Source organism: Paenibacillus sp. 37 (assembly GCF_008386395.1).
Taxonomy (GTDB): Bacteria; Bacillota; Bacilli; order Paenibacillales; family Paenibacillaceae; genus Paenibacillus; species Paenibacillus amylolyticus_B.
Genome location: NZ_CP043761.1, coordinates 183,427 through 198,518 on the forward strand (window position 1 = coordinate 183,427; position 15,092 = coordinate 198,518).

General features: G+C 46.1%; 12 protein-coding genes, 1 tRNA gene and 1 other RNA gene. 12 read left to right on the forward strand and 2 right to left on the reverse strand.

The features are described 5' to 3' along the window. Positions 1-12: 12 nt before the first annotated feature. Together clpP and F0220_RS00890 are read right to left on the reverse strand one after the other, a co-directional pair. Positions 13-609, reverse strand: coding sequence for an ATP-dependent Clp endopeptidase proteolytic subunit ClpP (clpP, locus tag F0220_RS00885; protein ID WP_017691245.1), 597 nt, complete (start codon positions 607-609; stop codon positions 13-15). A 176-nt stretch (positions 610-785) separates the two neighbouring features. Beyond that, positions 786-860: transfer RNA gene (locus tag F0220_RS00890), tRNA-Arg, on the reverse strand. Between the two features lie 426 nt (positions 861-1,286). On the opposite strand from F0220_RS00890, the gene F0220_RS00895 reads away from it, so the two are divergent. From F0220_RS00895 to F0220_RS00950, 12 genes are all read left to right on the forward strand, one after another. Then, the gene (locus tag F0220_RS00895) at positions 1,287-2,312 is read left to right on the forward strand and encodes a sugar-binding transcriptional regulator (protein ID WP_091012030.1); all 1,026 of its coding nucleotides are present in this window, start codon (positions 1,287-1,289) and stop codon (positions 2,310-2,312) included. Between the two features lie 106 nt (positions 2,313-2,418). Continuing rightward, positions 2,419-3,426 carry a type I glyceraldehyde-3-phosphate dehydrogenase gene (gene gap / locus F0220_RS00900; protein ID WP_017691243.1) on the forward strand — a complete coding sequence of 336 codons (1,008 nt, stop codon included), beginning with the start codon at positions 2,419-2,421 and terminating at the stop codon, positions 3,424-3,426. A gap of 151 nt (positions 3,427-3,577) precedes the next feature. Then, on the forward strand, positions 3,578-4,759 hold the full coding sequence (locus F0220_RS00905) for a phosphoglycerate kinase (protein ID WP_105602293.1): 1,182 nt from the start codon (positions 3,578-3,580) through the stop codon (positions 4,757-4,759). Positions 4,760-4,795: 36 nt separating this feature from the next. Then, on the forward strand, positions 4,796-5,548 hold the full coding sequence (gene tpiA, locus F0220_RS00910; protein ID WP_036616221.1) for a triose-phosphate isomerase: 753 nt from the start codon (positions 4,796-4,798) through the stop codon (positions 5,546-5,548). 1 nt (position 5,549) lies between these two features. After that, positions 5,550-7,094: a 2,3-bisphosphoglycerate-independent phosphoglycerate mutase gene (gene gpmI, locus F0220_RS00915; protein WP_091012033.1), complete on the forward strand. Its 1,545-nt coding sequence runs from the start codon at positions 5,550-5,552 to the stop codon at positions 7,092-7,094. Between the two features lie 243 nt (positions 7,095-7,337). After that, complete coding sequence (eno, locus tag F0220_RS00920; protein WP_062837741.1) at positions 7,338-8,624, forward strand: phosphopyruvate hydratase; 1,287 nt, start codon at positions 7,338-7,340, stop codon at positions 8,622-8,624. A 209-nt stretch (positions 8,625-8,833) separates the two neighbouring features. Next, a complete protein-coding gene (gene secG / locus F0220_RS00925; RefSeq protein WP_036616231.1) occupies positions 8,834-9,067 on the forward strand; it encodes a preprotein translocase subunit SecG in 234 nt (77 codons plus the stop codon). Positions 9,068-9,630: 563 nt separating this feature from the next. Further along, positions 9,631-12,429 (forward strand): ribonuclease R, encoded by a 2,799-nt coding sequence (gene rnr, locus F0220_RS00930; protein WP_149846237.1) that lies wholly within the window; start codon positions 9,631-9,633, stop codon positions 12,427-12,429. Between the two features lie 259 nt (positions 12,430-12,688). Then, positions 12,689-13,171, forward strand: coding sequence for an SsrA-binding protein SmpB (gene smpB, locus F0220_RS00935; RefSeq protein WP_062837738.1), 483 nt, complete (start codon positions 12,689-12,691; stop codon positions 13,169-13,171). Between the two features lie 583 nt (positions 13,172-13,754). Next, positions 13,755-14,119, forward strand: a transfer-messenger RNA (tmRNA) gene (ssrA, locus tag F0220_RS00940). Positions 14,120-14,206: 87 nt separating this feature from the next. Further along, positions 14,207-14,404, forward strand: coding sequence for a hypothetical protein (locus F0220_RS00945; RefSeq protein WP_105602288.1), 198 nt, complete (start codon positions 14,207-14,209; stop codon positions 14,402-14,404). After that, entirely contained in the window at positions 14,397-14,969 is a 573-nt protein-coding gene (locus tag F0220_RS00950) for an ATPase (RefSeq protein ID WP_105602287.1), read from the forward strand. The genes F0220_RS00945 and F0220_RS00950 overlap by 8 nt, the downstream gene beginning before the upstream one ends. Positions 14,970-15,092: the final 123 nt, after the last annotated feature.

Consider the following 15,092-nt stretch of genomic DNA (forward strand, 5'->3'; position numbering starts at 1 on the left):
TCTACATAACACTTAAATGCCTTGGGAACCTACGTTTTCGATAACTTTATCAATGATACCGTAATCGGCGGCTTCAGCAGCACTCATGAAGTAGTCACGATCTGTATCTTTCTCAATCCGCTCAAGCGGTTGACCTGAACGCTCAGAGATGATGCGGTTCAAGGTATCACGCATTTTCAGGATGCGGCGAGCACGGATTTCGATGTCGGAAGCTTGACCTTGTGCACCACCAAGTGGTTGGTGAATCATAATTTCACTGTTTGGTAATGCAAAACGTTTACCTTTTGCACCGGCATTCAGCAAGAATGCACCCATGGAAGCCGCCATACCTACACAGATGGTAGATACATCCGGTTTGATGAACTGCATTGTATCGTAAATCGCCATACCGGCTGTAATCGATCCGCCTGGGCTGTTGATGTATAAGTGAATGTCTTTCTCCGGATCTTCCGCAGCCAGGAACAACATCTGTGCCATAATGGCATTAGCCACTACGTCATTAACATCGCTACCAAGGAAAATAATACGATCCTTCAGCAATCTGGAGTAGATGTCGTAGGCGCGCTCACCCCGGTTGCTCTGTTCAACGACCATTGGAATAAAACTCACGTGAAAAACCTCCTTGGAATGTAAATGTTATTGGTGTTTATACTTAAACTGTTACCGTATTACCCACATAATAAACAATTCCAAACAAAAAGTCAAAGAAAGTCAAACTAACTTGCAAAAAAAAGAAACCTTTCCGGTTTCATTGGTTAAATGGGTTATGAGCTGTTAAATAAAAATGGCGCGCCCGCCAAGAATCGAACTTGGATCTCAGGCTTCGGAGGCCTACGTCATATCCATTGGACCACGGGCGCACATTATGTGACAGCAATAATGATTATAGCTCATGAAATATTTAATTGCAAGCAGTTCGTTGTGGTATTGGTTTGGATTAACCTAAAAATGATCATGATGAAGAAGAGTGGATAAAGAGTACATTTAAGTAAATGCTATTAGAGGTTTTGGACATGCCGTATGAAATGTGATTCTGAGCGATATGTAGATTGAATTCATTCGTTTCTTCTATATATGGTATGCGTGAGCTAGTCCTAGATCATGGAAGTCTAGGATTGTGAAAATAGGCGCGTACAAACGCTGAATGCGTGTCGAAATAACACGTTGAAACACTTGCATGTCACGTCAGTTTTAGGTAGAATAGACGTGGGACTTAAAAAGTTAACCCGGGACGTTTTAGGGCCACGAAAGAGAGCTTAGAACGAGAACTTGCGGGAGTGGAAAGCATGCGAACGATTTTAGAAGTACAAAAGCAGCTTCTGCCTGATCTCATGGATATCTTGAAAAAGAGGTATACGATTCTGCAACAGATCATGTTATCGGATGTGATCGGACGGAGAACGTTAGCTAATTCCATGCAGATGACCGAGCGGGTTCTGAGGGCTGAGACCGATCTGTTAAAGGCTCAGGGACTTATTGAAATTGACAGTGCAGGAATGAAGATCAGCGAGGCAGGGTATGATTTGCTGCAGCAGTTAGAGCCCGTAGCCAAAGAGTTGTTTGGATTATCCGAGCTGGAAGAGCGCATCAAGCAAGCCTACGGTCTGCAAAAGGTAGTTGTGGTTCCTGGTGATTCGGATATTTCTCCATTTGCCAAAAGGGAACTGGGCAGAGCCGGAGCGAAGGCTCTCGGCAATATCATGAGTGATAACGACGTTGTCGCCGTTACTGGCGGTTCAACAACGGCCGAAGTTGCAGAACAACTAAATCCGCCAACATCGCTTAAAGGTGTCTGGTTCGTACCGGCACGCGGTGGACTTGGAGAAAGCCTTGAAATTCAGGCAAATACGATTGCATCTACAATGGCAAAGCGGGTAGGGGCGCAATACAAACTCCTGCATGTACCGGATTTGCTTAGTGATCATGCCTATGAATCATTAATCCAGGACCCTAGTGTTCAGGAGATTCTGCAGCTGATTCGGAAATCGCGGATTGTTATTCATGGAATTGGTGATGCCGTGGAGATGGCGACAAGACGTAAACTTGCGACGGAGATTATAGATGAACTTCAGGAGCAAGGTGCCGTATCTGAATCTTTCGGTTATTACTTTAACGATCAGGGTAAGGTGGTACATACCATGCTTACACTGGGTATGCGACTTCAGGATATTGAACGAACCGATGTTGTGATTGGAATCGCAGGTGGCAAAAGCAAAGCTGCTGCTATACATTCTGTGTTGCGATTTGGTCAGGAAGATATTCTGATTATTGATGAGGCTGCTGCCGAAGTCATCGTTGCTGAAATGGAATAAGGTTTTACTTTGCATCACAACTATTGTTGTCTTGACGGACTTCACCGTCTGTCTTGAATATATAAGTTTCATAAAAAATTAATCAAAACTTGGGAGGAACTTACTCATGATTAAAGTAGGTATTAACGGTTTTGGACGTATCGGACGCTTGGCATTCCGCCGTATTCAAAATGTAGCAGGCATCGAGGTAGTAGCAATCAACGACTTGACTGACGCTAAAATGCTCGCTCATTTGCTCAAATATGATACAACTCAAGGTCGTTTCGATGGCGATGTTGAAGTACACGATGGCTTCTTCAAAGTGAACGGCAAAGAAGTTAAAGTATTGGCTAACCGTAACCCGGAAGAACTTCCTTGGGGCGACCTGGGCGTAGATATCGTTCTGGAATGTACTGGTTTCTTCACAACGAAAGAAGCAGCTGAGAAACACTTGAAAGGTGGAGCTAAGAAAGTTGTTATCTCCGCACCAGCTACTGGCGACATGAAAACCATCGTTTACAACGTAAACCATGAAATCCTCGACGGTACTGAAACTGTAATCTCTGGCGCATCTTGCACAACAAACTGCCTGGCACCTATGGCAAAAACACTGCAAGACAAATTCGGAATCGTTCAAGGTTTGATGACTACAATTCACGCTTACACTGGCGACCAAAACACGTTGGATGCTCCACACCCTAAAGGTGACTTCCGTCGTGCTCGCGCAGCAGCTGAAAACATCATCCCTAACACAACTGGTGCTGCTAAAGCAATCGGTCTGGTAATCCCAGAACTGCAAGGCATCCTTGATGGTGCAGCTCAACGTGTACCAGTAGCTACTGGTTCCCTGACTGAGCTCGTAACTGTTCTGAACAAAAAAGTAACTGCTGAAGAAGTTAACGCAGCTATGCAAGAAGCTTCCGATCCAGAAACTTTCGGATACACAGAAGACGAAATCGTATCTTCCGATATCCAAGGAATCACTTTCGGTTCCCTGTTTGATGCAACTCAAACTAAAGTTCTGACTGTTGGCGACCAACAATTGGTTAAAACTGTAGCTTGGTATGACAATGAAATGTCCTACACTGCACAATTGGTTCGCACTTTGGAGCACTTTGCAAAAATGATTAAGTAATATCTGCAATAACATAGAGCGGAAACAGATGCTATATTGTTTCCGCTCTTTATATATCTACATTTTGCAAATTTCTCAAAAACACCAGGATTGACAAGGGATTTTAGCTCTTGATTGGTCCACCAAATACATGGGTGCGGAGGAAATACAGATGAACAAAAAAAGTGTACGCGATATCGAATTGACAGGAAAACGGGCTTTTGTCCGTGTAGATTTCAATGTGCCGCTCGAAGATGGTAAAATTACAGATGACAAACGTATTCGTGCGACGCTTCCTACAATCAACTTCTTGATTGAAAAAGGCGCTAAAGTCATTTTGGCAAGCCACATGGGTCGTCCTAACGGCGAAGTGGTTGAATCTTTGCGTTTGACTCCAGCAGCTGAGCGTTTGTCTGAATTGCTTGGTAAAACAGTTGTTAAAGCTGACGGTTCTGTTGGTGGCGCTGTTAAAGCTCAAATCGCTGAACTGAACAACGGCGACGTATTGTTGCTTGAAAACGTTCGTTTCCACGCAGGCGAAGAGAAAAACGATCCGGAACTGGCAAAACAATTTGCTGAACTGGCTGACGTTTTCGTTAATGATGCGTTTGGCGCGGCTCACAGAGCACACGCTTCGACTGAAGGAATCGCTCACTTGCTTCCAGCAGTGTCCGGTTTGTTGATGGAGAAAGAACTTGAAGTGTTGGGTAAAGCAATCTCCAACCCTGAGCGTCCTTTCACAGCTATCATTGGTGGATCCAAAGTTAAAGACAAAATCGATGTAATCGACAACCTGCTGAACATTGCAGACAACGTGATCATCGGTGGCGGTCTGACTTACACGTTCTTCAAGGCACAAGGACATGAAATTGGACAATCCTTGCTGGATGATTCCAAACTTGATGTTGCGCTCGGTTTCATCGAAAAAGCGAAAAAACTGGGTAAAAACTTCTACCTGCCGGTAGATATCGTAGTGTCTGACGATTTCAGTGCGAAAGCAAACACACAAATCGTTGACATCGATGGTATCCCAGCAGATTGGGAAGGTATCGACATCGGTCCTAAAACACGTGAGATCTATGCTGATGTAATCAAAAACTCCAAATTGGTTGTGTGGAACGGACCAATGGGCGTATTTGAAATTGAGCCATTCTCCCACGGTACTCGTGCAGTAGCGGAAGCTTGCGCTGAGACAGAAGCTTACACTGTAATTGGTGGCGGTGACTCCGCAGCAGCAGCTGAGAAGTTCAAATTGGCTGACAAGATGAACCACATCTCTACAGGTGGCGGTGCATCGCTCGAGTTCATGGAAGGTAAAGTACTTCCAGGCGTAGTGGCATTGAACGACAAGTAAGTTTTAGTAGCCTATAGCATGAAGGAGTTGAAACCCATGAGAACACCGATTATCGCAGGTAACTGGAAAATGTTCAAAACGGTTTCCGAATCCAATGACTTCATTCAGGAAGTTAAAGGAAAAGCGGAAGTTGAAGGCGTGGAAACTGTAATCTGCGCACCGTTTACGAATCTGCCATCTCTGGTAGAAGCCGTTAAAGGCACAAACATCAAAATTGGTGCACAAAATCTTCATTTTGAAGACAACGGTGCATTCACAGGTGAAATCAGCGGCGTAATGCTGAAAGACCTGGGCGTGGATTATGTCATTATTGGTCACTCGGAGCGCCGTCAATATTTTGCGGAAACCGATGAGACTGTCAATAAAAAATTGCATGCAGCATTCCGTCACGGATTGACTCCAATCTTCTGCCTTGGTGAGACGCTTGAAGAGCGTGAAGCGAACCAAACAAAAGACGTATGCAAAGTGCAAACAGTAGCTGCTTTTGCAGGTCTGTCTGCAGAGCAAGCGGCACAAGTTGTTATCGCTTATGAGCCAATCTGGGCGATTGGTACAGGCAAATCCTCCACTTCCCAAGATGCGAATGAAGTTATTGCTTACATCCGTACGCTGGTGAAGGATCTGTACAACGAGACGGTTGCGAATGCAGTTCGTATTCAATACGGCGGCAGTGTTAAACCGGAGAACGTAACAGAATACCTCGGACAAAGCGACATCGACGGCGCACTTGTTGGCGGTGCCAGCTTGCAGCCGGCTTCGTTCATCGCGCTTGTTGAGGGGGCGAAGTAAGATGACAGCTCCAAAACCTGTAGCACTGATCATCATGGATGGCTTTGGTCTACGTAACACGGTGGAAGGCAACGCGGTAGCGCAAGCCAAGAAACCGAACTACGACCGTTTCATGAGCCAATTCCCACATACAACACTCACTGCTTGCGGTGAAGCTGTAGGTTTGCCAGAAGGGCAAATGGGAAATTCCGAGGTAGGTCACCTGAACATTGGTGCCGGCCGGATCGTATACCAGGATTTGACCCGTATCTCCAAATCCATTCGTGACGGCGAGTTCTACGACAATGAAACACTTGTCAAAGCGGTTCGCGAAGCGAAACAAAGCGGCAAAAAGCTTCATCTCTACGGCTTGTTGTCCGATGGCGGCGTACATAGTCACATCGACCACCTGTTTGCTATGCTGGATCTGGCCAAAAAAGAAGGAATGAATGATGTATATATTCATGCTTTCATGGATGGCCGTGATGTTATGCCAGACAGTGGTAAAGACTTCATGCAGAAGCTGATCGCCAAGATTGAAGAAGTCGGTGTAGGTAAAATTGCAACGGTTCAAGGCCGCTATTACGCGATGGACCGTGACAAACGTTGGGAACGGGTTGAGAAATCATACCGTGCCATCGTTTATGGAGATGGACCAAAATACACTGACCCACTCAAAGCGGTTGAAGAATCGTATGAGAAGTCCGTATTTGATGAATTCGTTGAACCAACGGTTATCGTCAAAGCGGATGGTGAGCCGGTAGGTTTGGTTGAGAGCGGCGATTCCGTTATCTTCCTCAACTTCCGTCCTGACCGTGCGATTCAGTTGTCGCAAGTATTCACAAACCAGGATTTCCGCGGTTTCGATCGTGGTCCGAAGTTCCCTGTGGGCTTGCACTTTGTATGCTTGACTTTGTTCAGCGAGACGGTTGAAGGTTATGTGGCTTATTCGCCGAAGAACCTCGACAACACCCTGGGTGAAGTTCTGGTACAGAACAATAAAAAACAACTGCGTATTGCAGAAACTGAGAAATACCCGCACGTTACCTTCTTCTTCAGCGGTGGTCGTGATGTGGAGCTTCCGGGCGAAACTCGCGTACTAATCAACTCACCAAAAGTTGCAACGTATGACCTGCAACCGGAGATGAGTGCGTATGAAGTAGCTGATGCATGTGTTCGCGAGATCGAAGCAGACAAACATGACGCCATCATTCTGAACTTTGCTAACCCTGACATGGTTGGACACTCCGGCATGCTGGAGCCTACCATCAAAGCGGTTGAAGTAACAGATGAGTGCATGGGCCGTGTTGTGGATGCGGTACTTGCCAAAGGCGGCGTTGTACTGATCACTGCGGATCATGGTAACGCGGATATGGTGTTCGATGAGAAAGGACGTCCGTTCACAGCTCATACAACGAACCCCGTTCCATTCATCGTTACGGATGCCAATGTAACTTTGCGTGAAGGCGGAATCCTGGCAGATATCGCGCCAACGATCCTTGACCTGATGCAATTGCCTAAACCGGAAGAAATGACAGGTACATCTGTCATCGCTACCCGCAAATAAGTTACGTAACAACATATATGAAATTGGGAAGTTTGGAGTGTACCCCTGAACGAAGGAAGCAGAAATTGTCTGAAGAAGCGTTAGCGTTCGCCTTTATCACATGATTCCAACTTATGAAAATAAGTTCAAAAGGAATCAGGGGATAACAGCGATCAGAGGACAATTCTGCTAACGTAGTGGAAAAGGGAAAACACAAGTGGTCCTAATTTATAATAAATTTAAATTTAAAGGAGATTATCACAAATGACTATTATTTCTGACGTGTACGCTCGCGAAGTCCTCGACTCCCGCGGTAACCCTACAGTAGAAGTTGAAGTATACCTGGAGTCCGGCGCAATCGGACGCGCAATCGTTCCATCTGGTGCATCCACTGGTGCCCACGAAGCCGTTGAGCTTCGCGATGGTGACAAATCCCGTTACCTCGGTAAAGGCGTTCTGCAAGCTGTTAAAAACGTAAACGAAACAATCGCTCCAGAAGTTATCGGTATGGATGCATTGGATCAACTGGGTATCGACAAATTGATGATCACTTTGGATGGTACGCCAAACAAAGGTAAACTGGGTGCTAACGCAATCCTGGCTGTATCCATGGCAGTAGCTCGCGCAGCTGCTGACGCTCTGGACCTGCCATTGTACGTTTACCTGGGCGGATTCAACGCTAAAGCATTGCCAGTTCCAATGATGAACATCATCAACGGTGGTGAGCATGCGGACAACAACATCGACGTTCAAGAGTTCATGGTTCTTCCAGTTGGAGCACCAAGCTTCAAAGAAGCTCTTCGCGTAGGTGCAGAGATCTTCCACAACTTGAAATCCGTATTGAGCTCAAAAGGCTTGAACACAGCTGTAGGTGACGAAGGTGGTTTCGCACCGAACCTTGGTTCGAACGAAGAAGCAATCACTACAATCATCGAAGCAATTGAAAAAGCTGGTTACAAACCAGGCGTTGACGTATTCCTGGGTATGGACGTTGCTTCCACTGAGTTCTACAAAGATGGTAAGTACACACTTGCTGGTGAAGGTAAATCTTACACTTCCGCTGAGTATGTTGACCTTCTGGCTTCATGGGTTGAGAAATACCCAATCATCACAATCGAAGACGGTATGTCCGAAGATGACTGGGATGGTTGGAAATTGCTCACTGAGAAATTGGGAGACAAAGTACAACTCGTTGGTGATGACCTGTTCGTAACAAACACTGAGCGTCTGGGCAGAGGTATCGACGAAGGTATCGGTAACTCCATCCTGATCAAAGTTAACCAAATCGGTACATTGACTGAAACATTTGATGCAATCGAAATGGCTAAACGTGCAGGATACACAGCTGTAATCTCTCACCGTTCCGGTGAATCCGAAGACAGCACAATTGCTGATATCGCTGTTGCAACTAACGCTGGTCAAATCAAAACGGGTGCTCCTTCCCGTACAGATCGTATCGCGAAGTACAACCAATTGCTCCGCATTGAGGATCAACTGGGTGAACTGGCTCAATACAATGGTCTTAAAGGATTCTACAACCTTAAAAAATAAGCTGGATATCCAGCTTTTACGGGCAAGCCGGGTAACCGGCTTGTCTTTTTTTGCAACGAAGTAATGGTATAACGTAAGGATCACGCAGATGGTGAAATTTAGGGCATTGTATAAACTGTACTACTTGTAGTACAACCATAGCTATGTTACAATTAAAGTAACTGTTTTTATGGTGAGATGTATGCCCACATGGGTAGGAGGTGGAAAGAATGGATATTGCTTTGAAATTGCTGCTCGTTGTTTTCTCGATCGGTCTAATCACTGTAGTATTGCTGCAGCACGGGAAAAGCGCTGGTTTGGCGGGTGCCATCTCCGGTGGTGCGGAACATCTTTTCGGTAAAACGAAAGCGCGCGGATTGGATCTCTTCCTGCAACGTGCAACGGTGGTACTGGGTGCAGGATTTATGATTTTGTCTATTGTTGTTACGGTGGTTTCCAAGTAAGACTTGGAACTGCTGTTCAATGAATAGCTTTTAAGCTAATGGCTTAATTGATGAACCTTCGTTTCGTGAAGAAACGGGGGTTTTTTAATAAATTCTTACGCGTCCAAACTTTTCCAACAATTTAATCTATAGACTCCATGATTTTCGGTCTTCTTCTCACTTCTGTTTGGTTTGCCTTCCTTAAAATGCATCACACCCCTAACATGTATGGTATGTCCCTCGCTTATTCGTTACGCGAACTCACTCCCTATAATGAATGTCATGTGTACAGAAAATTTCCGGACGTAGTCCTTTTCCAGATGCGCACAGCACGTGTATCGCATAAAATGTCTGTAGAGATACGTGAAAGCGTGATTTTGAGGAGCGCATGGCCACTGTGGTTTTTTTGCGAGGTACGGATGGGCCGGATTGAATTCGTGTATACTAGGGTATGAGATAGTATGGTTGTACCACTACTTCTCTTCACAGTAGTGATATTGTATTGCATGAAAATGGTAAGAATTCCGATACATAAAGAGATAAGACTTGCTTACACTTTTATGTTTCCCGAGGTGAATATATTAATGATAACAGAACAACAATTGCTCGACTTCATGCGGGAAACCGCTTATAAACCCATGACTTATCAGGAGTTGGAACAGCACTTCGCTATTGAAGATGCAGCTGATTTCAAAGCCTTTTTGATTATGCTGAATACGCTGGAGGAATCCGGTAAAGTTTTGCTGACCCGTAACAATCGCTATGGCATGCCAGAGCGCATGGATTTGGTACGTGGACGTTTACAGGCTCACGCCAAAGGTTTTGCTTTCCTTATTCCTGAGGATCGGGAGCACCCGGATGTGTACATTCACGCCAATGACATGAAGAGTGCGATGAATGGTGACACGGTATTGGTTAAAGTCACATCTCAAGGACCTTCAGGCGGTCGCCTGGAGGGTGAGATTGTCCGTATTGTTACTCGTGCTGTGACACAAGTCGTTGGTGTGTTCCAGAGTCATGAGGTGTACGGATTTGTCATTCCGGATGATAAACGGATTAATCGCGATATTTTCATCCCACGTACCAACTTTGCTGGGGCGGTTGATGGACAGAAGGTCGTCGCAAAAATCGTCAGCTATCCGGAGGGCCGTGCGGCAGCCGAGGGTGAAGTGATCGAGATTCTCGGTCATAAGGATGAGCCGGGTATTGATATTTTGTCCGTTATTCGCAAGCATCAGTTGCCTGAAGCTTTCCCTGATGAGGTGGTAGAAGAGGCGGAGAAAGCACCCGACTCCATCACGGATGAGGAGATTGTACAACAGGGTCGCCGTGATCTGCGCGGACTTAACATTGTCACGATTGATGGCGAAGATGCCAAAGATCTGGATGATGCTGTTAACGTAGAGAAGCTACCTAACGGGAACTATCGTCTGGGTGTTCATATTGCCGACGTTGGCTATTATGTACAGGAGAATTCCAAGCTCGATCAAGAAGCCTACAACCGTGGATGCAGTGTGTATCTGGTGGATCGGGTTATTCCGATGTTGCCACAGCGTCTGTCCAACGGAATCTGTAGTTTGAACCCGCAGGTAGACCGCCTGACCCTGTCTTGTGAGATGGAGTTTAACGACCAGATGAAGGTTGTCAAACACGACATTTTCACGAGTGTAATCAAAACCAAAGAGCGGATGACGTATTCCAACGTTCGTAAAATCCTTGAAGGTGAAGAGCCGGAATTGCTTGAGCGTTATAAGGATCTGGTAGATGATTTCCATCTGATGAAAGAGATTGCTTTGAAGCTGCGTGCTATGCGTATGCGCCGTGGTGCGGTTGACTTTGATTTTGAAGAATCCAAAATCATTGTGGACGCAGAATGCAAACCGGTAGATATCGTGAAACGGGAGCGTTCGATTGCCGAGCAAATCATTGAGGAATTCATGTTGGCAGCGAACGAAACAGTGGCAGAGCATTTCCACTGGTTGAAGGTTCCGTTTATCTATCGTGTGCATGAAGATCCAGATCAGGAAAAACTGCAAAATTTCCTCGCCTTTGCGGCGAATTTCGGACACCAGGTCAAAGGACGTGGCAATGCAATTCATCCACGTGCACTTCAATCGTTGCTTGAGGATATCAAAGAAACGAAAGAACAAACCGTGATCAGTACGATGATGCTTCGTTCCATGAAACAGGCGAAGTATGATTCTGAAATGTCAGGTCACTTTGGCCTCGCGGCAGAATTCTATAGTCACTTCACGTCTCCAATTCGTCGTTATCCCGATCTCGTCATTCACCGGGTGATTCGCGAAGTGATTGAAAATAATGGTGCTTTGCCGGAGAACCGTCAGGAGTATTTGGCAGCACGTATGGCCGATATTGCCCAGCAGTCTTCGGAACGTGAACGTGTGGCGGTAGAAGCTGAGCGGGATACGGAAAAAATGAAAAAAGCCGAGTACATGCTCGATAAAGTAGGCGAAGAGTTCGAAGGCATGATCAGTAGTGTGACCAGCTTCGGTATGTTCATTGAACTGGAAAACACGGTTGAAGGTCTGATTCGTCTGAGCGCGCTCACGGACGACTATTATCATTTTGACGATCAGCATATGGCTCTGATTGGTGAACGGACTTCAAAAGTCTTCCGCATCGGTGATGAAGTGAAGATCCGTGTGGCACGTGTAAGCATGGAAGAGTATACGATTGATTTTGAAATGGTGGATATGAAACCTCGCGGTGAACGTCCTGGCGGCTTCGGTGGTGGACGTGGCGGTAAAGGTGGACGTCCTCCTGGTAGCGGCGGCGGACGCGGTGGTGCCAAGGGTGGACCAGGCGGATTCAGCGGTTCGCGTGGCGGCAAAGGTGGCTCAGCCAGTGCTGGAGGCAACCGTGGTGGCCGATCAACGGAAGAGAGCGGCAAAGGTGGACGTGGCGGTCGCAGTGGAGCAGCGAGCGCAGGTACGGGCGCAGGCTCATCCGGTGGATACGGAGGTAAAGGCGGCGGCAAACCGAAAGGTGAGCGTCGTGCTGGTGATGCTGGCGGATCGACTGGCCGGGGCAAAGGCGCGGTGAGCTTTGGTTTTGGCTCAGGTAAAGGCGGTTATAGCTCTACATCGGGTGGATCGGATAGTGGTTCAACCGGTGGACAAGGAAGTGGCCAAAGCAGCGGCAGCGGTCGCGGTGAAGGAAGCTTTAAGTCAGGCAAGGGCGGCGGTAAAGGTGGAAAAGGCGGAAGTGGACACAAAAACACTTCGCCAAGCGGCGTATTTATTGGAGAGAATGCAACTCCTGGTGGCGCTCAGGAAGGCGGAGCACCACGACGCAAGCGGAAAAAGAGCAAAGGTGCAGCGGGTAACGGCACGGCAGCTTTTGTGCGGAAAAAGAAAAAATAAAGCTAACGTTACCTGAAGAGATGGATTACTATTCGTTCCTCTAGGTTAAGCGTTGGAGAAATAGTCACTTTCTCCGGTGTGTTGTTTCGCACTGTCTGGAAGTGGTGTAATGAGGAGGGGCGGCAGAGGTCGCCTCTTTCTTGATTTTAACAGCCGTACTTGCTACAATTAAGGTCTGGCATGTGGTACCTTGGTGCAACATTGGGTGCGCTGCTATAGAGCATGGTACCGGCTTATTTTACGGAGAAGGAGTGAGGACATGGGCAAGAATGACGGACAGAGTAAAGTGCTCGCACAGAATAAAAAGGCTTCCCATGACTACTTCATTGAAGATACGTATGAAGCGGGCATGGTGCTTACCGGAACGGAGATCAAATCTCTTCGTAACGGCCGTGCGAATATTGGTGATGCATTTGCCACGATTCGAAACGGTGAGATTCATATTCACAATATGCATATTAGTCCTTTTGAACAAGGGAACCGAAATAATCCGCTCGATCCGACACGTACGCGCAAGTTGTTGATGCATAAAGTGCAGATTCACAAGTTGCTTGGGCTGTCGAAACAGGATGGGTACAGCATTGTGCCACTGAAGATTTATATCCGTAACGGTTATGCAAAGCTTTTGCTTGGACTGGGTAAAGGTAAGAAGCAGTTTGATAAACGTGAGACTGCAGCCAAGCGGGATGCACAACGTGATATTCAACGGGCAATGCGCGAGAAGCAGAAGGTTGCACGTTAAGTGTAGCGCTGGGTGTGAAAGCTGTATTATAGGTATAAGTTAGTTTTCTGATGGAGTTAGGAAGGTTGATGTACGAGTTAAGGAGTCTCAAGGTTTGTCCTGCAATGGGCAAGATTGAGGCTTTTTTATTTGTATTAGCGAAAGTAATTAGATGAGGTTGTTGAAGTGTGCTGTAAACTGAATTTTTGTGATATGTGTAGAAGAAGTAAGTAGGGGCATGGAATATGGCGTAGTGATGAATCAAAATTATCAGCTGTTGCGTAGTTTGCCTGAATCGTGGGTAAAATACTTAGGTGCCGTTGTTCGTGAGCCGATCTGGGTAACTTTACTTCCGATGGGTGACGCGGTATAATATGTAGACGATTGAGCCTGTTGTATTGGATAACTTTGTATACGTGCTCAGCCTGCTGGAATGTCTTCCAGCAATCTGTACTATATCGGCTTGCTGCTCTATGTTATGATTACTCATGTAGCAGACAGGAATGCCGAGTTTGAAAGAAGCATCTTTTTACCTTGGAGGAAAAAGATGTGCAGCACCTTTGCTCCGTATTCACGGATTAATCCTGGAGCCCTTCTTAATTGAGGGGGCGTTTATGGATTCGACGGGGATAGTTCGAGCATGGGTAGCGGGTAGTGGGGACGCGTCCGCTTCATCAACGCTAAAGCCTATTAAACGGCAAACAACAAACAAACTACGCTTTCGCAGCCTAAGAAACTGTGTGCGTGCTTCTAACCTGCATCGCCCATGTGACAGGATTAGGGGCTAACAAGTAGTGGGATACGCTGTCACATCTCCGCCTGGGGTGTGCTGAAGAAGACAATCAGGCTGACCCAACGTATAGCCGGTTACGGGGCGATACTCGGGTGACATCAAAACTGTGACTACACCCGTAGAAGCTTATGTGTCGTTATCTTCGGACAGGGGTTCGACTCCCCTCGCCTCCATTAGTAAGCAAAAACCACCAACCAGTGTTCTGGTTGGTGGTTTTTCAGTTTATGATATAATAAGCATAAATTTAGATTGGGGGACTCAAGATGTTTGAAAATCGAGAACAGCTCCAAGCAATTTTAAAAAAAGCAAATCAACATGCAAGGAAGCAGGCTAAAGAGTCTGGTGCTTCTATTTATTATATAAAGAATAACAAACGCGTTCGTGAGGATGCTGAAGGTAATAAATTCGAAATTATATTCGATGCTACTGGGAAACGCCAGGAGTTTGATTATCATGAGTGAAGTTAGACCAGTCATGACTGTGTTTGCGGGCACCAATGGAGCAGGGAAAAGTACACTTAGCATGCAAATGAGAGAGTGGCTTGGTGAACTGGTTGATCCTGATCAGATTGCAAGAGAGTTAAAGCCAGAGAATCCTCGTAGTGCTGATCTGTCTGCTGGCAGGGAAGCTGTAAAAAGAATCCGATCACTCATTAAAAGTGGTGTAAACTTCGCTATTGAAACGACATTGTCCGGATCATTTGTTTTAAAACATATGGAAATAGCAAAAGAAAACAATTATGAAATTGTCGTTTACTATATCGGTCTTGAGGATGTTCAAATGCATATAGATCGTGTAGCCTCTCGTGTTGAACAAGGTGGACATTGGATTGCAGAAGAAGACATTCGTTATCGATATGGTGAGTCATTGAAGAACCTTAAACCGGCTCTAGCCATCGCAGATCGGGTTACTATTATTGATAATACATATGAGCCTTTAATTGTTGCGGAAATCATGCAGAGTGATTTGATCTATTGTGTTGAGTCCATACCTGCGTGGGCTAATCCTGTTCTTACGGGTTACTGATACTTGGGTGACATTAAAACTGTGACTACACTCGTAGAAGCTTATGTGCTGTTATCTTCGGGTCAAAGGTTCGATACCCCCTCAACTCCATTAAAGTTAGCAAAATCCACCAACCATTGTTCT